Annotated in this window: 19 protein-coding genes; 8 read left to right on the top strand and 11 right to left on the bottom strand. The window is 69.2% G+C overall.

Going from position 1 to position 19,172, the window contains the following annotated elements; translation table 11 throughout:
• Positions 1 to 36 precede the first annotated feature (36 nt).
• The 3 genes from G5B31_RS04705 to G5B31_RS04695 all read left to right on the top strand — a co-directional run bounded on the left by G5B31_RS04705 (position 37) and on the right by G5B31_RS04695 (position 3,973).
• Positions 37 to 1,248 carry an acetyl-CoA C-acetyltransferase gene (locus tag G5B31_RS04705; protein WP_165014247.1) on the top strand — a complete coding sequence of 404 codons (1,212 nt, stop codon included), beginning with the start codon at positions 37 to 39 and terminating at the stop codon, positions 1,246 to 1,248.
• Positions 1,248 to 1,721 carry a cupin domain-containing protein gene (locus tag G5B31_RS04700; protein WP_165014246.1) on the top strand — a complete coding sequence of 158 codons (474 nt, stop codon included), beginning with the start codon at positions 1,248 to 1,250 and terminating at the stop codon, positions 1,719 to 1,721. Before G5B31_RS04705 ends, G5B31_RS04700 begins: the two co-directional genes overlap by 1 nt.
• A 65-nt stretch (positions 1,722 to 1,786) precedes the next feature.
• Complete coding sequence (locus G5B31_RS04695) at positions 1,787 to 3,973, top strand: 3-hydroxyacyl-CoA dehydrogenase NAD-binding domain-containing protein (protein ID WP_165014245.1); 2,187 nt, start codon at positions 1,787 to 1,789, stop codon at positions 3,971 to 3,973.
• 254 nt (positions 3,974 to 4,227) lie between these two features.
• Here the strand turns inward: G5B31_RS04695 and G5B31_RS04690 are convergent, their stop codons facing one another.
• The 5 genes from G5B31_RS04690 to G5B31_RS04670 form a co-directional block, all read right to left on the bottom strand.
• Positions 4,228 to 4,878 carry a sulfotransferase family 2 domain-containing protein gene (locus tag G5B31_RS04690; protein WP_165014244.1) on the bottom strand — a complete coding sequence of 217 codons (651 nt, stop codon included), beginning with the start codon at positions 4,876 to 4,878 and terminating at the stop codon, positions 4,228 to 4,230.
• Positions 4,875 to 5,825 carry a D-glycerate dehydrogenase gene (locus G5B31_RS04685; protein WP_165014243.1) on the bottom strand — a complete coding sequence of 317 codons (951 nt, stop codon included), beginning with the start codon at positions 5,823 to 5,825 and terminating at the stop codon, positions 4,875 to 4,877. The genes G5B31_RS04690 and G5B31_RS04685 overlap by 4 nt, the downstream gene beginning before the upstream one ends.
• Entirely contained in the window at positions 5,825 to 6,157 is a 333-nt protein-coding gene (locus G5B31_RS04680; protein WP_165014242.1) for a tRNA-binding protein, read from the bottom strand. The genes G5B31_RS04685 and G5B31_RS04680 overlap by 1 nt, the downstream gene beginning before the upstream one ends.
• Entirely contained in the window at positions 6,154 to 6,966 is an 813-nt protein-coding gene (gene proC, locus G5B31_RS04675; RefSeq protein WP_165014241.1) for a pyrroline-5-carboxylate reductase, read from the bottom strand. The genes G5B31_RS04680 and proC overlap by 4 nt, the downstream gene beginning before the upstream one ends.
• A 112-nt stretch (positions 6,967 to 7,078) precedes the next feature.
• Positions 7,079 to 7,582, bottom strand: a complete 504-nt coding sequence (locus G5B31_RS04670) for a YbjN domain-containing protein (protein ID WP_165014240.1) — start codon at positions 7,580 to 7,582, stop codon at positions 7,079 to 7,081.
• Between the two features lie 284 nt (positions 7,583 to 7,866).
• Here G5B31_RS04670 and G5B31_RS04665 point away from each other — a divergent pair, with 284 nt between their 5' ends.
• On the top strand, positions 7,867 to 8,061 hold the full coding sequence (locus G5B31_RS04665; RefSeq protein ID WP_165014239.1) for a hypothetical protein: 195 nt from the start codon (positions 7,867 to 7,869) through the stop codon (positions 8,059 to 8,061).
• 88 nt (positions 8,062 to 8,149) lie between these two features.
• Here G5B31_RS04665 and G5B31_RS04660 read toward each other — a convergent pair whose 3' ends face one another.
• The 3 genes from G5B31_RS04660 to trpS all read right to left on the bottom strand — a co-directional run bounded on the left by G5B31_RS04660 (position 8,150) and on the right by trpS (position 9,839).
• Positions 8,150 to 8,356, bottom strand: a complete 207-nt coding sequence (locus G5B31_RS04660; protein ID WP_165014238.1) for a hypothetical protein — start codon at positions 8,354 to 8,356, stop codon at positions 8,150 to 8,152.
• A 44-nt stretch (positions 8,357 to 8,400) separates the two neighbouring features.
• Complete coding sequence (locus tag G5B31_RS04655) at positions 8,401 to 8,607, bottom strand: hypothetical protein (protein ID WP_165014237.1); 207 nt, start codon at positions 8,605 to 8,607, stop codon at positions 8,401 to 8,403.
• A 209-nt stretch (positions 8,608 to 8,816) separates the two neighbouring features.
• Complete coding sequence (trpS, locus tag G5B31_RS04650) at positions 8,817 to 9,839, bottom strand: tryptophan--tRNA ligase (RefSeq protein ID WP_165014236.1); 1,023 nt, start codon at positions 9,837 to 9,839, stop codon at positions 8,817 to 8,819.
• Positions 9,840 to 9,923: 84 nt separating this feature from the next.
• On the opposite strand from trpS, the gene G5B31_RS04645 reads away from it, so the two are divergent.
• Positions 9,924 to 10,610 carry a rhomboid family intramembrane serine protease gene (locus G5B31_RS04645; protein ID WP_165014235.1) on the top strand — a complete coding sequence of 229 codons (687 nt, stop codon included), beginning with the start codon at positions 9,924 to 9,926 and terminating at the stop codon, positions 10,608 to 10,610.
• Between the two features lie 254 nt (positions 10,611 to 10,864).
• Here G5B31_RS04645 and murJ read toward each other — a convergent pair whose 3' ends face one another.
• From murJ to G5B31_RS04630, 3 genes are all read right to left on the bottom strand, one after another.
• A complete protein-coding gene (murJ, locus tag G5B31_RS04640; protein ID WP_165014234.1) occupies positions 10,865 to 12,409 on the bottom strand; it encodes a murein biosynthesis integral membrane protein MurJ in 1,545 nt (514 codons plus the stop codon).
• A 154-nt stretch (positions 12,410 to 12,563) separates the two neighbouring features.
• Positions 12,564 to 15,395: a [protein-PII] uridylyltransferase gene (locus tag G5B31_RS04635; protein WP_394352112.1), complete on the bottom strand. Its 2,832-nt coding sequence runs from the start codon at positions 15,393 to 15,395 to the stop codon at positions 12,564 to 12,566.
• Positions 15,355 to 16,548 (bottom strand): penicillin-binding protein activator, encoded by a 1,194-nt coding sequence (locus tag G5B31_RS04630; RefSeq protein WP_165014232.1) that lies wholly within the window; start codon positions 16,546 to 16,548, stop codon positions 15,355 to 15,357. Before G5B31_RS04630 ends, G5B31_RS04635 begins: the two co-directional genes overlap by 41 nt.
• Before the next feature lie 99 nt (positions 16,549 to 16,647).
• Here G5B31_RS04630 and rsmI point away from each other — a divergent pair, with 99 nt between their 5' ends.
• From rsmI to gshB, 3 genes are all read left to right on the top strand, one after another.
• Entirely contained in the window at positions 16,648 to 17,520 is an 873-nt protein-coding gene (rsmI, locus tag G5B31_RS04625) for a 16S rRNA (cytidine(1402)-2'-O)-methyltransferase (RefSeq protein ID WP_346763880.1), read from the top strand.
• A gap of 38 nt (positions 17,521 to 17,558) precedes the next feature.
• Positions 17,559 to 17,960 (top strand): YraN family protein, encoded by a 402-nt coding sequence (locus G5B31_RS04620; RefSeq protein WP_165014231.1) that lies wholly within the window; start codon positions 17,559 to 17,561, stop codon positions 17,958 to 17,960.
• A 69-nt stretch (positions 17,961 to 18,029) separates the two neighbouring features.
• A complete protein-coding gene (gshB, locus tag G5B31_RS04615; RefSeq protein WP_165014230.1) occupies positions 18,030 to 18,971 on the top strand; it encodes a glutathione synthase in 942 nt (313 codons plus the stop codon).
• The last annotated feature ends 201 nt before the right edge of the window (positions 18,972 to 19,172 follow it).

Genomic DNA, 19,172 nt, shown 5'->3' with positions numbered 1-19,172 from the left:
TGCCCGACCCGGCGCCCGACCTGACGGAGGAAAGACATGACCGAAGCCTTCATCTACGACGCCTGCCGCACCCCGCGGGGCAAGGGCCGCGCCGACGGCGCGCTGCACGAGGTGACCTCGGTCGCCCTTTCCGCCGGCATCCTGAACGCGGTGAAGGAGCGGAACGGGCTGACCGGCCATGCCGTCGAGGACGTGATCTGGGGCAACGTCACCCAGGTCGGCGAACAGGGCGGATGCCTCGCCCGCAGCGCCGTGCTGCTGTCGGACCTGGACGAAAGCATCCCCGGGCTGGCGATCAACCGCTTCTGCGCCTCCGGCATGGAGGCGGTGAACCTGGCCGCCAACCAGGTCAGGGGCGGTGCGGGCCAGGCCTATATCGCCGGCGGGGTCGAGATGATGGGCCGGGTCGCCATGGGCAGCGACGGCGCCGCCATCGCGGTGGACCCGACTCTGGCGATGAAGACCTATTTCGTGCCGCAGGGCATCTCGGCCGACATCATCGCCACCGAATACGGCTTCACCCGCACCCAGGCCGATGCGCTGGCGGTGGAAAGCCAGCGCCGGGCGGCGGCGGCCTGGGAGGATGGGCGGTTCGCCAGATCCATCGTGCCGGTGAAGGACCGCAACGGCCTGATCCTCCTCGACCGCGACGAATACATGCGTCCCGGCACCGACCTGGCCGCGCTGGCGAAGCTGGAGCCCAGCTTCAAGGCGATGGGCGAGGTGATGCCCGGCTTCGACAAGGTGGCGCTGATGAAATATCCCCACCTTGAACGGATCGAACATATCCACCATGCGGGGAATTCCTCCGGCATCGTCGACGGCGCCGCGGCGGTGCTGATCGGAAATGCGGAATTCGGCAAAGCCCACGGGCTGAAACCCCGCGCCCGCATCCGCGCCACGGCGAAGATCGGCACCGATCCGACGATCATGCTGACCGGCCCGGTGCCGGTGACGCAGAAGATCCTCAAGGAGGCCGGCATGTCGATTTCGGACATCGACCTGTTCGAGGTGAACGAGGCCTTCGCCTCGGTCGTGCTGCGCTTCCTGCAGGCCTTCGACGTGGACCCGGCCAAGGTCAACCCCAACGGCGGCTCCATCGCCATGGGCCACCCGCTGGGCGCGACCGGGGCGATCATCATCGGCACGCTCTTGGACGAGCTGGAGCGGACCGGCAAGGGCACCGGCCTTGCCACGCTCTGCATCGCCTCCGGCATGGGCGCCGCGACCATCATCGAGCGCGTGTGATGCCCAAGCTGGACCCCGAAGACGCGCCGCTGAAGACCGGCTCGACCTACCCCGAACCCTATGCGGCCATGATGAAGGGCCGGTCCTCGCGCCGGCTGGGCGATCTGGCCGGGCTGACGCAGTTCGGCGCCAATCTGGTGATGCTGGAGCCGGGGGCGGTGGCCAGCTTGCGCCACTGGCATCAGAACGAGGACGAATTCGCCGTGGTCCTGTCCGGCGCGCTGGTGCTGGTGGAGGACGAGGGCGCGTTCCCGATGGCCCCGGGCGAATTCGCCGCCTGGAAGGCGGGTGTGCCGAACGGCCACCGTTTCGAGAACCGCTCGGACGCGCCGGCCAGCTTCCTGATCGTCGGCACCAAGGCGCCGAAGGAAGTGGCGACCTATTCCGACGTGGATTTCCGCATGGAGATCGAAGGCGGCAGGGAGGTTCGTCACACCTACCGCGACGGCAGCGACTGGCAGGGGCCGCGCTGACCGCCCGAACGAAACATCCCGCGGGGGCAGGCGTCCCCGCCTCCGATACCGGACAGGAGGACCCGATGACCGATTTCACCTATGCCGTCGATGCCGATGGCGTCGCCACCATCACCTGGGACGTGGCCGCGAAGAGCATGAACGTCATGTCGCTGGCCGGCTTCGCCGAACTGAGCGGCCATGTCGACGCCGCCCTGGCCGATCCGGCCGTGAAGGGGGTGATCATCACCTCCGGCAAGAAGGATTTCGCCGGCGGCATGGACCTGAACGTCATCGCGCAGATGCGGGCGGGCGGGGCGCAGGCGATCTTCGACGGCGTGATGCAGATGCATGGCGTCCTGCGCAAGATCGAGCTGGCGGGGATGGATTTCAAGACGAAGAAAGGGGGGAAGCCCATCGTCGCAGCCCTGCCGGGCACCGCGCTTGGCATCGGGCTGGAGCTGCCGCTGTCCTGCCACCGCATCATCGCCGCCGACAATCCGAAGGCGAAGATCGGCCTGCCGGAGATCATGGTCGGCATCTTCCCCGGCGCCGGCGGCACCACAAGGCTGAGCCGCAAGCTGGGGGCGATGATGGCGGCGCCCTTCCTGCTGGAGGGCAAGCTGAGCGACCCGAAGGCCGCCAAGGCTGCCGGGCTGATCGACGAGGTGGTCCCGGCCGGGGACCTGCTGGCCCGGGCCAAGGAGTGGGTGCTGGCGGCGAAGGAGGCCGATCTGGTCAAGCCCTGGGACGACAAGGGCTACAAGATGCCCGGCGGCGCGCCTTATCACCCGGCGGGCTTCATGACCTTCGTCGGCGCCTCGGCCATGGTGAACGGCAAGACGCAGGGCGTGTTCCCGGCGGCCAAGGCGCTGCTGGCGGCGGTCTACGAGGGCGCGCTGGTGCCCTTCGATGCGGCGCTGCGGATCGAGGCGCGGCATTTCACCTCCGTCCTGATGAACCCGTCGTCCTCGGCGATGATCCGCAGCCTCTTCATCAACAAGGAGGCGCTGGAGAAGGGCGCCAACCGGCCGAAGGTTGAGGACCAGACGGTCAGGAAGCTGGGCGTCCTCGGCGCCGGGATGATGGGGGCGGGGATCGCCTATGTCGCCGCCAATGCCGGCATCGAGGTGGTGCTGATCGACGCGACGCAGGAGGCGGCCGACCGGGGGCGCAAGCACTCCGAGGACCTGCTCGACAAGGGCGTGAAGCGCGGCAAGGTGACGGCGGAGAAGAAGGCCGAGGTGCTGGGGCGGGTCACGGCCACCACCGATTATGCCGCGCTGCAGGGCGTGGACCTGATCGTGGAGGCGGTGTTCGAGGACCCGAAGGTCAAGGCCGAGGTGACGAAGAAGGCCGAGGTGGCGGCGCCCGGCGTGGTCTATGCCACCAACACCTCCACCCTGCCGATCACCGCGCTGTCGGCGGCTTCAAGCCAGCCGGAGAACTTCATCGGCATCCATTTCTTCAGCCCCGTCGACAAGATGATGCTGGTCGAGATCATCCGGGGCGAGAGGACCGGCGAGGTGGCGGTGGCCAAGGCGCTGGATTTCGTCCGCCAGATCAGGAAGACCCCGATCGTGGTCAACGACGCCCGCTTCTTCTACGCCAACCGCTGCATCATCCCCTATATCAACGAAGGCATCCGCATGGTGGCCGAGGGGGTGGAGCCGGCGCTGGTGGAGAATGCCGCCAAGCTGGTGGGGATGCCCTTGGGCCCGCTGCAGCTGGTGGACGAGACCTCCATCGACCTGGGCGTCAAGATCGCCAAGGCGACCAGGGCGGCGATGGGATCGGACTATCCCGACGGCGCGGTGGACGAGGTGCTGTTCTGGATGGCCGACCACGGACGGCTCGGCCGCAAGGCCAATGCCGGCTTCTATGCCTATTCGGACAAGGGCGAGCGTCAGGGCCTGTGGGAGGGGCTGGCGGCGAAATATCCGCTGGACAAGATGCAGCCCTCGCTGGCCGACGTGCAGCACCGGCTCTTGATGGCGCAGGTGCTGGAGGCGGTGCGGGCGCTGGAGGAAGGCGTGCTGACCGACATCCGCGAGGGCGACGTGGGCGCCATCCTCGGCTGGGGCTTCGCCCCCTGGTCGGGCGGGCCGTTCAGCTGGCTGGACATGATCGGGGCGGCGCGGGCGGTGGAGATATGCCGCGGTCTGACCGCGCAATTCGGCAAGCGCTTCCACGCGCCGAAGCTGCTGGTCGAGATGGCGGAGAAGGGCGAGACCTTCTACAGCCGGTTCGGGGGCGAGAAGGCGGTGGCCTGAGCACCGAGGCGGTTTCTCTGGCGAAGGCGTGTGCCTTCGCCACTGTGCAACGGGTCAGCTTGACCGGCCGGGCCCCCAAGGCCCGGCCAGCGCCCGACCCGCCCCCGGCGGGCGCTTCTCGCCCGCCGGGTCGGGCGCTGGCCTCTCGGGGTTTTCGCTGCTGCCGTTTCCGGGTGCAGCCGTCGCGCACGGGCGGGGCGAGGCATTGCCTCGCCTTTTTTCGCCCGACCCGGTCTTGGTTCGGGTGGGCGGGTTTACGGGTCGAAGCGATAGCCGAAGCGGGCGATGTCCTCGGCGCAGTCCTCGGCCACCAAGGCCGCCGTTTCCCCGGTGTAATACACCCGCCAGTCCCGGCCTCGTTCGCTCTCGTTCGCCCGCGGCAGGGCCAGGCGGAAGCCGAGATGCGCCTCGAAGGGCTGCACCTCCTCGGCGAAATGCTCCAGCCTTATGAACAGGCTTGCCTTCTCCTGCCCCGAGGGCAGCCGCAGATAGGCGCCGTAGGGCCAGAGCCGGAAGGCGGCGCGGGTCTGCCGGTGGGCGAGGAAGCCGCCGAAGTCCAGCGCCTTGGCCAGCCCCACCGCCGGATGCGCGAAGCCCTGCGCCCGCAGCCAGTGGTAATAGCTGACCGCCCGGTCCCAGGGGTTGCGCACCAGGGTGACGGTCAGGAAATCCGCGATCTCCTCCGGCGTCACCAGCCCGACCACATCCGACAGGGTGGAGTGCTTCCAGACCCGCCCCGCCGTCTTCACCCCCTTCCAGCGCCCGGCCCGCGCCCGCGCCTTCGGGGTGTCGCCGATCAGGATGTCGTCCTTGGCCGCCCGCGCCTCCAGCGCCAGGCTCAGCGCCGTGCCGCCGGTCTTCGGCACATGCACGAAGATGAACCGGCGGCGGCGCGAGATGATCATGGCGCGATCAGGTTGGGCAGGTCCCGTCCCTCGGCGAAGGCGATCAGGTTGTCCACCGCCATCATCCCCATCGCCTCGCGCACCTCCAGGCAGGCGGTGCCGAGATGCGGCAGCAGGGTGACGTTCTCCATCGCCCGCAGCGCCGCCGGCACCTCCGGCTCGAACTCGTAGACGTCGAGGCCGGCGCCGGCGATCCGCCCGGCCTGAAGCGCCTCGATCAGCGCGGCCTCGTCCACCACGTCGCCGCGGCTGATGTTGACGAAGATGCCCGTCCTCTTCATTGCCGCCAGCGCCCGCGCATCCACCAGATGCCGCGTCGCCGGCCCGCCCGGCACCGCGGCCACGACGACATCCGCCGCCATCGCGGTGGCCATGTCCACCTGCCGCGCCGGGAAATCGGCGGCGACGGTGGAGCGGTTGTGGTAGACCACCTGCATCCCGAAGCCGAAATGGCAGCGCCGGGCGATGGCCTTGCCGATCCGCCCGAAGCCGAGGATGCCCACCGTCTTGCCGGTGACGTGGGCGCCCAGCATCTGCACCGGATGCCAGCCCTCCCATTTGCCGGCGCGCACCATCCGCTCGCCCTCCCCCAGCCGCCGGGCGGTCATCAGGATCAGCGCCAGCGCGATGTCGGCGGTGGCGTCGGTGACGGCCCCGGGGGTGTTGGTCACCGCCAGGCCCGCCGCACGGGCCGCCGCCACGTCGATATGGTTGTAGCCGACGCCGAAATTCGCCAGCAGCCGGGCGCGGGGTTTCGGCACATCGGCGAAGACATCGGCCTGATAGCGGTCGCCAAGGGTGGGCAGGATCACGTCGAAGTCGCGCAAGCTGTCGCGCAACTCCTCGGCCGACAGCGGCGAGGTGCGGTCGCGCAGCACCAGGTCGAAGCGCGCGGCGGCGGCCTCGATCACGCGGTCCGGCAGGCGGCGGGTGACAAGCAGGCGCATCAGAACATCCTTCCCCCCAGCGGCACCTCGTGCCCCGGGCCCAGCAAGACCACTTCGCCCGCCTCGTCGGGAACGCCGAGGACCAGCACCTCGGACATCACCGGGCCGATCTGCCGCGGCGGGAAGTTGACCACCGCCATCACCTGGCGGCCGATCAGCCCCTCCGGCGTATAATGCCGGGTGATCTGCGCCGAAGATCGTTTCACGCCAAGATCGCCGCCGAAATCGACCCAGAGCCTGTAGGCGGGCTTGCGCGCCTCGGGGAAGGGCTCGGCCCTGACGATGCGGCCGACGCGGATGTCGACCTTCAGGAAATCGTCGAAGCCGATCACTTGCCAAGCTCCCGCCCGCGGTCGGCGGCGGCCTTCACCGCGCGGCGCAGCAGCGCCGGGAAGCCGCTGTCGGGGTCCATCAGCACCTGCAAGGCCGCCGCGGTGGTGCCGCCGGGGGAGGTGACGTTGACCCGCAGCTGCTCGGCGCTGTCCGGCGAGCGGAAGGCCAGTTCCCCCGCCCCGCAGACCGTGGCCCGGGCCAGCTGCATGGCGACCTCCGCCGGCAGCCCCTCGGCCACGCCCGCCGCGGCCAGCGCCTCGATCAGGTGGAAGACATAGGCCGGGCCGGAGCCGGAAACCGCGGTCACCGCGTCGATCTGATCTTCGCCTGCCAGCTCCACCACCTGACCCACGGCCTGCATCAGCGCCCGGGCCAGCGCCAGATGGGCCGGCGTGGCATGGGCATTGCCGGCGATCGCGGTGATGCCGCGGCCGACCATGGCGGGGGTGTTCGGCATCGTCCGCACGATGGGGGTGCGGTCGCCCAAGGCGGCCTCGAAGCTGGCGATGGTCGTCCCGGCGGCGATGGAGACGAAGAGCGTGCGGCCGTTGCCGAGCGCTTGCAGGGCGGGCAGCGCCGCCCCCATCATCTGCGGCTTCACCGCCAGCAGCGCCACCGCGGGGGCGGGGGGAATGCCCTCGTTCAGCCGCACGCCGGTGCCTTTCAGCCAGTCGCTCGGGTTCGGCTCCATCACCCGGACCGAAGCCGCGGGCAGCCCCGCCTCCAGCCAGCCCGCCAGCAGCGCCGAGCCCATCTTGCCGCAGCCGAGCAGCACAAGCCCTTCGCGGGCCACGGTTTCCAGTGTCATGAGCACCCCCTTTGCGGGGGAGGAGGTTAGACCGGGACCGGGCGGCACGGAAGCCCGTTCAAGACGAAATCCGCGCGGATTCCGGTCCGGTTTCCGCGCGGAAACCGGCGCGTCAGGCCCGTCCGTAAGCCTCGGCGATGGCGACCTTCATCGCCTCGGCCGGGGTCTTCTCGCCCCAGGCGGCCATCTGGAAGGCCGGATAGAAGCGTTCCGCCGCCATCACCGCGCCGGCGATCAGCCGGTCGATCTGTTCCGGCCCCGCCACCTGTCCGCCGGCAAGGCAGAGGCCGTAGCGCCAGACCATCAGCTTCTGCTCGGCCCACCAGGTGAAGGCGCCGGTCCAGACCATGTCGTTGCAGCGGTTCAGCACGTCGTAGAGCGCGCCGAGGCGGTCCTCCGGCGGCTCCATCTCGAAGGTGCAGATCAGCCGCAGCGTCTCGTCCTGCGGACTCCAGGCCAGCGTCAGCGAATAGGTCCGCCACTGGCCCTCGACCGCCATGGCGATCTGGTCCTCGGTCACGCGGTCGAATTCCCAGTCGTTATGGGTGGCCAGCGTCTCGACGATGTCGATCGGATGCAGGTCCTCGTTCAGCAGGAACTCTTCGGAAAGCGACATTGCCCGGCCTCATCATGATGCCCTTGCGGCCATGGAGACCCCAAGAAGCTGGGTGTCTGGCAAGGGTCAGCGTTTGCTCGACGCGCCCTTACTAGATATAGTGCTGGGGCCGGGGAAGCCTGTAAAGCGAATTCTTGCAAATTCTTCTGTGGAAAAGACGGGGTCTGCCGCTGTGGCAATGACGGAAACCCGGCCCGAATTCGTATCGGCCGATTAACCTTGCCACGCGACCCCATACCTCCTAGGCCGGTCGGGGCGGCACTTCGCCGCCACAGGAGGCGACCATGACGATGTTCTCGCAGAAGGCGCCGTTCGATCTGACCGAGTTCCTCGGCAAGCCCGCAACCCCCGAAGCCCGCAGGCTGCGCGCGTCGCTGCGCCGCAAGCACTGGCTGCCCGGCGTCCAGGCCGAGGGCAATGCCCTTGTCCCGCCGGCTTCGCCGTCCAAGGCCGCGAAGGCGGGCGGCAAGGGGGAATGACGGCATCTGTCGGCCAGCGCGCGGATCAACCGCCGGCATGACGATGGCGGGCCGCAAGGGCCCGCCATGAGGGTTGTCCAATGGCTGCTCAGTAATTCCCCGGCGGGTCGCTGGCGGGGAAGGACTCGTCGTTCTGCTCGTCCACCATGTCCCATTTCCGGGGCGGAATATCCATTTCCTTCCGCCCGGCGGGGCGGACGTAGTCATGCGGCTTGGGCTTGGCGGGTTTCTTCTCCGCCTCGCCGGCCGGGCCTTTCGGGGCGGTGGCATCCCAGGTCGTCTTCGGATGTTCCATGGCTACCTCCTTCGGGTCGCTGCGGGGAACGGCTGCGGCGGGGGTCATTCCCCGCCGTTGGTGGCGCGGTCGTTCTGGCGGGCCTTGCGGTCGCCCTTCTCGCGGTTGACGCCGCCGGCATTGGCCTCGGCATTGCCAGGGATGGTGTTGGCGTGCTTGCTGGCCGCCTGGTCCATCTTGCGCTTCTGCGCCTCGGCCTCGACGCGGAAGCTGTCCTTCGGGGCGGTCTTGTCCTGATGCGGCTGGGTCATCGTCGGGTCCTCCTTGCGATGGAAAACCACAAGGCGGGCCGGATGGTTCCCGCGCGGGCGCGGCCCCGGCAAAAAGACGGCCCCCGCGCGAGGGGAGGCGCGGGGGCCCGAGATTGGCGGGTCCGGGTCTGGGGAGGCCCGGGCTGAGGGGAAGGGGACAGCCCGCCGCCGCCTTGATGGCAGGCGAAGGATTCAGCCGTGTGACGGCCTCACCCCCGGCCGATCATGCCGACGATCTCTTTTGTCCGCGCCAGGATCGGGGCGGCGATGACATCGGCGCGGTCGGCGCCGTCGCCGAGGATGCGGTCGATCTCGGCCGGGTCCTTCATCAGCCGGTTCATCTCGGTGGTGATCGGGGCGAGTTTCGCCACCGCCAGCTCGGCCAGCTTCGGCTTGAAGGTGCCGAACTGGGCGCCGGCGAATTCCGCCACCACCCCGGCCACCGGCTGGCCCGAGAGGCCGGCGTAGATGTTCACCAGGTTGCGGGCATCGGGCCGGTCCTTCAGCCCCTCCACCGTCTCGGGCAGCGGCAGGGGATCGGTCTTGGCGCGGCGGATCTTCTTCGCGATGGTGTCGGCATCGTCGGTCAGGTTGATGCGGCTGTTGTCGGACGGATCGGACTTCGACATCTTCTTCGTGCCGTCGGTCAGGCTCATCACCCTGGTGGCGGCGCCTTCGATCACCGGCTCGGTGATCGGGAAGAACTCGGTGCCGTAGTCGTGGTTGAACTTGGCGGCGATGTCGCGGGTCAGCTCCAGGTGCTGCTTCTGGTCCTCGCCCACCGGCACCATGGTGGCGTGGTAGAGCAGGATGTCGGCGGCCATCAGCGAGGGATAGGCCAGGAGGCCCAGCGAGGAATTCTCGGCGTTCTTGCCCGAGGTCTTGTCCTTGAACTGGGTCATCCGATACATCCAGCCGATGCGGGCGACGCAGTTGAAGATCCAGGCCAGTTCGGCATGGCCGCTGACCTGGGACTGGTTGAAGAGGATCGAGCGTTTCGGGTCGATCCCGGCGGCGATGAAGGCGGCGGCGGCCTCGCGGGTCTGCTGGCGCAGCTTCTCGGGGTCCTGCCAGACGGTGATCGCGTGCATGTCGACGAGGCAGTAGATCGTCTCGATCCCTTCCTCCTGCTTTTCCACGAAACGCTTCAGCGCGCCGAGGTAGTTGCCGAGGGTCAGCCCGCCCGAGGGCTGGATGCCCGAGAAGATGCGGGGTTTGAAGCTGGCGGCCATGGGGGACTCCGTCTGGAAATCGCAGGCCTCCTCGCGTAATCCATGGGCCGGGGGGCGTCAACGGCCCGCCCGGAAGGAGACCGGATGGACCGCGACCTGAATGCCCCGCCGCTGAACCCGCTGCCCTGGATCGTCTGGGTGCTGGCCCTGCCGCTGATCGCGGTGGAGGTGGTGGTGCAGCTGGGGACCTCCGGCCTGGCCGGGGGGCCGGAGGCCGTGGGCTGGCGGCTGCGGGCGATGGAATGGTTCGCCTTCTCGCCCGATTTCCTGCGCCGGGCGCTGGAGACGGGAGAATGGCCGCTGGAGACGCTCTGGCGGCAGGTCTCCTACGTGCTGGTGCAGGGGGAGGTGACCTCGACCGTCTTCGTGGTGGTCCTGCTCTTGGCCTTGGGCAAGATGGTGGGCGAGGTGTTCCGCTGGTGGGCGGTGGCGCTGGTCTTCGTGGGCTCGGCGGCCATGGCGGCGCTGGTCTACACGCTGGTGATGCCGGGCAACCGGGTGCCGCTGGTGGGCGGCTTCCCGGCGGTCTACGGGCTGATCGGCGCCTTCACCTTCCTGATGTGGGTGCGGCAGGCGGCGACCGGGGGCAACCAGTGGCGGGCCTTCACCCTGATCGGCGTGCTGATGGGGGTGCAGATCTTCTTCGGCGCGATCTACGGCGGCGTGGCCTGGGTGGCCGAACTGGCCGGCTTCGCGACCGGGTTCCTGCTGTCCTTCGTGGTGGCGCCGGGCGGCTGGAACCGGGTGATGGGGCGGCTGCGGAACAGGTAGGGTAGGTGCCCGTCCCGGTTTCCTTGGCGAAGGCGTGTGCCTTCGCCAAGGCGCAACGGTTCACCTTGTCCGGCCGGGCCCCTAAGGCACGGCCAGCGCCCGCCCCGCCCTCGGCGGGCGCTTCTCGCCCGCCGGGTCGGGCGCTGGCCTCGCGGGGTTCAGGGCTGCCAGCGTTTCCGGGTGCTACCGCTGCGCACGGGCGGGGGCGAGGCAGTGCCTCGCCTGTTCCCGCCCGAAGTAGCGGGAGCGATGCCCTACCGCTTTCTGCGCAGGACCGATTTCAGCTCCGGCAGGCTCATCGCGCCGAGGGCGGCCGCGGCGGCGAAATAGGTGGCGATGCCGGCGAGGATGATCCCGCCGAGTGCCGCCGTGCGCGGGCCGGGGGTGGCCAGCTGCCCGGCAAGCGCCCAGGACAGGCCCCAGAGCACCGCGCCCATCAGCGCCGAGGCGGCGATGATCCGCGGCAGCCGGTGCAGGAAGCGGGGGTCGAAGGTGGCGGCCTCTCCCATCTTCCGGCTGCCGTGCCAGAGCTGCCAGACCATCACCCAGGCGGACACCGAAGTGGCGATGGCGGCGGCGAGGAAGCCGAGGACGGGCAAGAGCCCGACCGCCAGCACCACGTTGACCACCATCGACCACAGCGCGAAGCGGAACGGGCTGCGGGTGTCCTCGCGGGCATAATACAGCGGCTGCAGCACCTTCTGCAGCACGAAGGCGGGCAGGCCGACGCCATAGGCGGCCAGCGCCTGCGCGGTGTAGACCGCGGCCTCGGGTCCGAAGGCGCCGCGCTGGTAGACCACGGTGATGATCGGCCAGGCGATCACCACCAGCGCCACCGCTGCGGGCACCGTCAGCAGCAGCGCGAATTCGGTGCCGCGGTTGTAGGCATTGCGCGACCCCTCGTCGTCGCCGGCGCGCAGGCGGCGGGACAGTTCCGGCAGCAGCACGATGCCGATGGCGATGCCGACCACGCCGAGCGGCAGCTGGTAGAGACGGTCGGCGTTGTAGAGCCAGACCATCGCGCCCTCGGTCATCGAGGCGACCTGGCGGCCGACGATCAGGTTCACCTGCACCACGCCCCCCGCCAGCACGGCGGGGGCGGCGATGATGGCAAGGCGCTTCAATTCCGGCGTCAGCACCGGCCGACGGAAGGGCAGGCGGAAGCCGAGGCGGCGCACGGCGATCCAGCAGACCAGCAGTTGCAGCACCCCGGAGACCGTGACCGCCCAGGCCAGCGTCCGCCCCATGTCCCAGCCGAAGCGGTCGGCCAGCAGCATCCCGGCGATCAGGCTGAGCGACAGCAGGATGGTCACCGCCGAGGTGACGAGGAAACGCCCCATCGCGTTCAGCATCCCCGACAGGAGCGCGGTCAGCGAGATGAACAGGATATAGGGAAAGGCGATCCGCCCCAGGGTGACGGCAAGATCGAACCTCTCGTCCCCGGCGAAGCCGGAGGCCATCATCAGCACCAGAAGCGGCATCGCCAGCATGGCGATGGCCGAGAAGACGGTCAGCAGCGCGGCCATGCCCCAATAGGCGTCGCGGGCGAAGGCTTCCGCGTCCTCGCCGGCCTCGGACTTCTTGGCGAACATCGGGATGAAGGCGAAGTTGAAGGCGCCCTCGGCGAAGAAGCGGCGGAACATGTTGGGCAGCGACTGCGCCACCACGAAGGCCTCGGCCACCGGCCCGTCGCCCAGGAAGCGGGCCATCAGGATGTCGCGCACCAGCCCGGCGATGCGGGACATCAGCGTCCAGAAGCCGACGGTCAGGAAGCCCGAGATCAGGCGCATGGGTTTCATTGGGCGGGGCCTTTCGGGGCTTCGGTCCCGGATCGCTCGTCGAGCACTCCGTGCACTCCTCGCGGACCGGCGTCTTGTTCGTCGGCTGCTTCCTGCGCTGCTTGCAGGGAAAGGGCAAGCCGAGGAGTGCACGGAGTGCTCGACGAGGCGGGGGTCATCCCTGCGCCCGCTCCGCCCCCTCGGCGATGGCGGCGCGCAGTTTCTTCTCCAGCGCCTCCTGCTTGGCCTTCTGGTGCAGCTTCAGGCCGAACATGTCCTTGACGTAGAAGGTGTCCACCACCTGCGCGCCGTAGGTGGCGATCACCGCCGAGACGATGGAGATGGTGTTGTTGGCCAGCGTCCGGGTCAGGTCATACAGCAGGCCCGGCCGGTCGCGGGTGTCGACCTCGATGATGGTGTAGATGTCCGAACCCTCGTTGTCGAAGGTGATATGGGTGGGGAAGCGGAACTCGCGCTCGCGCTTCTTCACCTTGTCGCGGTCCTTCAGCGCCTCGCGCGGCATCACCTCGCCCTTCAGCGTGCGCTCGATCATCTGGCGCAGCCGGGGCAGGCGCGAGACCTCGTAGGGCTTGCCCTCGGCGTCCTGCACCCAGAACACCGGCGTGGCGTAGCCGTCCTTGGAAGTATAGGTCCGCGCGTCCACCACGTTGGCGCCGACCAGCGCCAAGGCCCCGGCGAGGCGCGAGAAGATGCCGGGATGGTCGGCCAGCGCGAAACAGGCGCGGGTGGCGTCGCGGTCGGGATCGGGATGCAGGTCGATGCGGATCTCGTCGTCGGCCAGCCCGCGCAAGAGGGTGGCGAAGACCGCATGGGTGTCGGTCATCAGCCCCTGCCAATAGGGCGGGTAATGGCGGGCCAGTTCCGCCCGCAGGTCCTTGGCGTCCCAGTCGGAAAGCCGCTCGCGCAGGGCGCGCTTGGCCTCGTCCTCGCGGTTCTCGCGGTTGACCCGTTCCAGCCCGCCTTCCAGCGCCGCCGCTGTCTCCTTGTGCAGCTGGCGCAGCAGCATGGCCTTCCAGTTGTTCCAGGTGTTCGGCCCGACGCCGCGGATGTCGCAGGTGGTCAGCACCGTCAGCAGGTCCAGCCGTTTCCGCGTCTTCACCGCCTTGGCGAAGTCGCGCACGGTGCGCGGGTCGCCGATGTCGCGCTTCTGCGCCATGTCGGACATCAGCAGGTGATAGCGCACCAGCCATTCGACGGTCTCGCATTCCTCCTCGGTCAGGCCGAGGCGGGGGCAGACCTGCCGGGCTATGCGGGCGCCGAGGATGGAATGGTCCTCCGGCCTGCCCTTGCCGATGTCGTGCAGCAGCAGCGCGACGTAGAGCACCCGGCGGTTGACGCCCTCCTTCAGGATCGAGGACGACAGCGGCAGGTCCTCGACCAGCTCGCCGCGCTCGATCTGGGCGAGGATCGAGATGGTCTGGATGATGTGCTCGTCCACCGTGTAGTGGTGGTAGACGTTGAACTGCATCATCGCCACGATCGGCTCGAACTCGGGGATGAAGGCGGCGAGGACGCCGAGTTCGTTCATCCGCCGCAAGCTGCGTTCCGGGTTGCCGTGCTTCAGCAGCAGGTCGAGGAAGATGCGCGCGGCCTCGGGGTCCTCGCGCATGTCGTCGTCGATCAGGTGCAGGTTGGCGGCGACGATCCGCATCACGTTGGGGTGGATCAGGTAGCCGGTGCGCAAGCCTTCCTCGAACACCCGCAGCAGGTTCAGCTTGTCCTGGAGGAAGGCCCTGGGGTCCTTCAGGTCCAGCCTTCCCTGCACCAGCTTGTAGCCCGGTTTCACCCTCTTGGTGCGGCGGAAGATGCCGAACAGGCTGGCCTCGCGCTTGGCGTGGCGGGCTTCCAGCTCGGTCAGGAAGATGCGGGTCAGTTCGCCGACGCGGGTGGCGTGGAGGAAGTAGTCCTGCATGAACACCTCCACCGCCCGCCGTCCGCGCTGGTCGGAATATCCCATCCGTGCCGCCACCTCGACCTGCAGGTCGAAGGTCAGCTGGTCGGTGGGGCGCTTCGCGATGTAGTGCAGGTGGCAGCGGACGGCCCAGAGGAAATCCTCGGCCCGGGCGAAGGCCTCGTATTCGTCGCGGGTGAAGAGACCCGCATCGACCAGGCCCGAGGCGCGGGGCACGCGGTGCAGATATTTGCCGATCCAGTAGAGCGTCTGCAGGTCGCGCAAGCCGCCCTTGCCCTCCTTGACGTTGGGTTCCAGCACATAGCGCTGGCCGCCCTGTCTTTTGTGCCGGGCGGTGCGTTCGGCCAGCTTGGCCTCGATGAATTCGGGGCCGGAGTTGCGGAACAGCTCGCCCCAGAGCCGGTCGGCCAGTTCGGCGGCCAAGGGCGCGTGGCCGGCGATGAAGCGGTGCTCCAGCAGGGCGGTGCGGATGGTGATGTCCTCGCGCCCCAGCCGGATGCAGTCCTTCACCGTGCGGCTGGCATGGCCGACCTTCAGCTTCAGGTCCCAGAGCAGGTAGAGCATGGTCTCGATCACCGATTCCGCCCAGGGGGTGATCTTCCACGGCGTCAGGAACAACAGGTCCACGTCGGATTGCGGCGCCATCTCGGCGCGGCCGTAGCCGCCGACGGCGAGCACGGCGATGCGCTCGGCCTCGGTCGGGGAGGGCAGCGGATGCAGGTGCTGCGACACCGCAAGGGCAGCGATCACCAGCCCGTCGGTCAGATGCGCCTGCGAGGTGATCAGGTGCCTTGCATGGCGCGGGTCGTTGGCGAAGCCGGCCTCCAGCACGGCGTTGGCCCGGGCCTTCGCTTCGGCCAGGTGGCGGGTGGCGATGCCGCGGGCGGCGCGCGGATCGGTGCCCGGCGGCAGTTCGGCCAGGATCGCGGCCATCACCGCGCGCGGGTCGATGATCTGGTCGGGGGGCATCAGCAGCGGCCCCCCGGCCAGCGGTCCTTCGGAAAGGGCGGACGGGGCGATGGCCCCGGCCGGATCAGAAGCCGGCGCCGGCGAAGCTGCGGGGGGCGGGGTCAATCACGAAGACCTGGTTGTTGCGGATTTCGGCGATGGCGAGGCCGCGCTCGTTGCTGCCGTCGGGGCGCAGGCGGAAGATGCCGGTGACGCCGACGAAGCCCGCGTTCTGGGTCAGCCCGGCGGCGCCGAGGCCCTTGCCGGATTTCGCCAGCGCGCCGATGGCGGCGATGCCGTCATAGGCGAGGCCCGCGATCGGCAGCGGCGTCTCGCCATAGGCGGCCTGGTAGCGGCTCTGGAACTGGGCGTAGAGATTGGGGTCCGGCATGGCGAACCAGCCGCCCTGCACGCCGGGCAGCGACAGCGTGGCCGAGGGGATGTCCCAGCGGGTCAGGCCCAGGAACTTGGTCGCCGAACGGTCCAGCCCGCTGTCGATCAGCGTCTGCGACAAGAGGGGCAGCGCACCGGCGGTGTCGGCGGTCAGGAACAGCGCCGAAGCGCCCGCGCTCCGGGCCGTCGAGACGATCGAGGGCGCGGCGGCGGCGACACCGCTTTGCGAGAATTCGTAGCCGGAGACGGCGACGATGGTGCCGCCGGCGGCGGAGACGCCGCGCTGGATCGCGGCCTTGCCGGCCTCGCCCGCCGCATTCTTGTCATGCACGATCATGATGCGGTTCTTGCCCTGGCGGACGGCATAGGAGGCCAGCCGGCGGGCGGTGTTGGCGAAGGTCGGCCCGAGGACATAGACATTGCCGCCGGCGATGTCGGTGTTGTTCGAGAAGGCGAGGACCGAGATGCCGCGCCCGGCGGCGGCGACGCCGGCCGCATTGGCCTCCTGCGCGAAGACCGGGCCGAGGATGACCTTGGCGCCCTCGTCCATCGCCTTCACCGCCATGGCGCGGGCGGCCTCGGGGCTGCCGCCGGTCTGGTAGACCCGCAGGTCGATGGCGACGCCGGACAGGTCCGCCATCGCCAGCCGCGCCGCGTTTTCCAGCTGGGTGGCCATGGCCGCATCGGTGGCCTGGCCCGAGCCGCCGGGGACCAGAAGGGCGACCTGCACCGGCTCTCCCCGCGTGGTCGCGGGGCCGGCGGAGGGACCCCCGGCCACGCAGCCGGTCAGCGCGAAGGCCGACAACAGCAGGGCGGGCAACGGCAGGCGGCGGGAGAGGACAAGGCGGGCCAAGGACTTGCGGGCCCGGCGGAATGCGGACAACATGGAAAAACCCCGTATCTGGAAAGGCGCGGCGACGTTGGGCAGGTTAATTGGTTCCGATCCCGCTGTAAACGCAGGCAACGCGATTTGCCGGAGGATGCGGTGACCGCCGCGCCCGCCGGGCGCGGGGCAGGCGGCATTCCGCCGGGGCTGCATCTGGTGGCGGTGCCGATCGGGGCGGCGCGCGACATCACGCTCAGGGCGCTGGACGTGCTGGCGGGGGCGGATGTGCTGGCGGCCGAGGACACGCGAACCCTGCGCCACCTGATGGAGATCCACGGGATCGCGCTGAACGGCCGGCCGCTGGTCGCCTATCACGACCACAACGAGGCTGCGGCGCTGCCCCGGCTGATGGCGGCGCTGCGCGAGGGCAAGTCGGTGGCCTATGCGCCGGAGGCGGGCACGCCGCTGGTCTCGGACCCCGGCTTCGGCCTGGCGCGGGCGGCGGCGGCCGAGGGGATCGCGGTGGTGGCGGCGCCCGGCGCCTCGGCGGTGCTGGCGGCGCTGGCGGTCTCGGGCCTGCCGTCGGACCGCTTCCTCTTCGCCGGCTTCCCGCCGGCGGCGGCGGGGGAGCGGGCAAGGTTCATCGCCGAACTGGCCCCGCTGCGGGCGACACTGATCCTTTACGAATCGCCCCGCCGGGTCGGGCGGCTGCTCGGCGAACTGGCGGAGGGGCTGGGAGAGACCCGGCAGGCGGCGCTCTGCCGGGAACTGACCAAGCGCTTCGAGGAGGTGACGCGGGGCACCCTCGGCGACCTCGCCGAACGCTTCGCTGCGGCGGAGCCGAAGGGCGAAATCGTTCTGGTCATCGACCGCGGCGCGGAGGTGCAGGCCGATGCGGCGACGCTGGAGGACCTGCTGCGCGAGGCGATGACCCGGCTCAGCGTGAAAGACGCTGCGGCGGAAGTGGCGGCGAAGACCGGGACCAGTAAGCGAAGCATTTACCAATTGGCGCTAAACCTGTCGGAGAGGTGAAGGAAGGGTGCTATCCTTCCCGCAGGCAGGAGGTGACCATGCCCTTCGATTTCGGTTTCGACAGCGATTTCTCCACGGCCCGGCAGCGGCGGGGCAAACGCTCTTATCTGACCGGGCTCGCTGCGGAAGAAGCGGTCCGCCGCCGCTATCTCGCCGAAGGCTACGATCTGGTCGCCTGCCGCAAGCGCTGTCCCGAGGGCGAGATCGACATATTGATGCGGCAGGGCGCGCAACTCGTCGCCATCGAGGTGAAGTCCAGCGCCACCCACGACCTTGCCATGGAACATGCCTGCCCGGCACAGCTGCATCGGGTGTCGATGGCCTGCGAACGCTGCATGCAGGACATGGCGGGCGAGGGGATTTCCGACATGCGGCTGGATCTGGCGCTGGTCGACGGGCGCGGCCGGATCGAGGTGATGGAATCCTTCCTGTATTTCTAGCGGCGGATCGGGGTTTGCATCCCCGGCGGGCTTGCGCCATCAAGGGGCATCTTTGCGAAGGAGATGCCGATGGCCCTGAAGGTCGCCCTGCAGATGGACCCGATCGGGTCGGTCAACATCAATGCCGATTCGACCTTCCGCATCGGGCTGGAGGCGCAGGCGCGCGGGCATGCGCTGTTCTTCTACACGCCGGACCGGCTGGCCTTCGTCGAGGGGCGGGTTGTGGCGCGCGGCCAGTGGATCGAGCTGCGGCGGGAGGCCGGGAATCACGTCTCCTACGGGCCGGAGGTCGAGGTTGATTTGGCCGATATGGACGTGGTCTGGCTGCGGCAGGACCCGCCCTTCGACATGGGCTACATCACCTCGACCCATCTTCTCGACATGATCCATCCGAAGACGCTGGTGGTGAACGATCCGTTCTGGGTGCGGAACTTCCCCGAGAAGCTCCTGGTGCTGAACTTCCCCGACCTGACGCCGCCGACCGCCATCGCCCGCGACCTGGAGACGATCCGGGCCTTCAAGGCGCGGCACGGCGACATCATCCTGAAGCCGCTCTATGGCAACGGCGGCGCGGGGGTGTTCCGGCTGGACGAGAACGACCGCAACCTGTCATCGCTCTATGAGCTGTTCACCAGCATGAGCCGTGAGCCGATGATCGTGCAGAAGTTCCTGCCCGCCGTCGCCAGGGGCGACAAGCGGGTGATCCTTGTGGACGGCGAGCCCGTTGGCGCCATCAACAGGGTGCCGCAGGCCGGAGAGACCCGGTCGAACATGCATGTCGGCGGACGGCCCGAGAAGGTGGGGTTGACCGAGCGCGACCTGGAGATCTGCCGGGCCATCGGGCCCACCTTGCGCGAGAAGGGGCAGGTCTTCGTCGGCATCGACGTGATCGGCGACTGGCTGACCGAGATCAACGTGACCTCGCCGACCGGGATCCAGGAGCTGGAGCGCTTCGACGGCACCAATGCGGCGGCGCGGATCTGGGAGGCGATCGAGGCGAAGCGGCGGTAGCTCGTCGTGCGCCTTCGGCTTCTCCTCGCGGGAGCGCGGATCGAAACACGGCATCGACGATGCGCGGGTAATTCGGGCTGGTGCTTCCCACGGAAGCGCGGATCGAAACTTGTCGCAGGCCACGGCCAGGGCTTCGCCCAGCTGTCGCTTCCACGCGGAAGCGCGGATCGAAACCCGGGACCGGCGTTGTAGGCCGCAAGC

This window comes from Rhodobacter sp. SGA-6-6, from assembly GCF_011043545.1.
Lineage (GTDB): Bacteria > Pseudomonadota > Alphaproteobacteria > Rhodobacterales > Rhodobacteraceae > Pseudogemmobacter.
The sequence above is the reverse complement of the archived record's forward strand: the minus strand, read 5'-3'. Positions and strand labels throughout refer to the sequence as shown.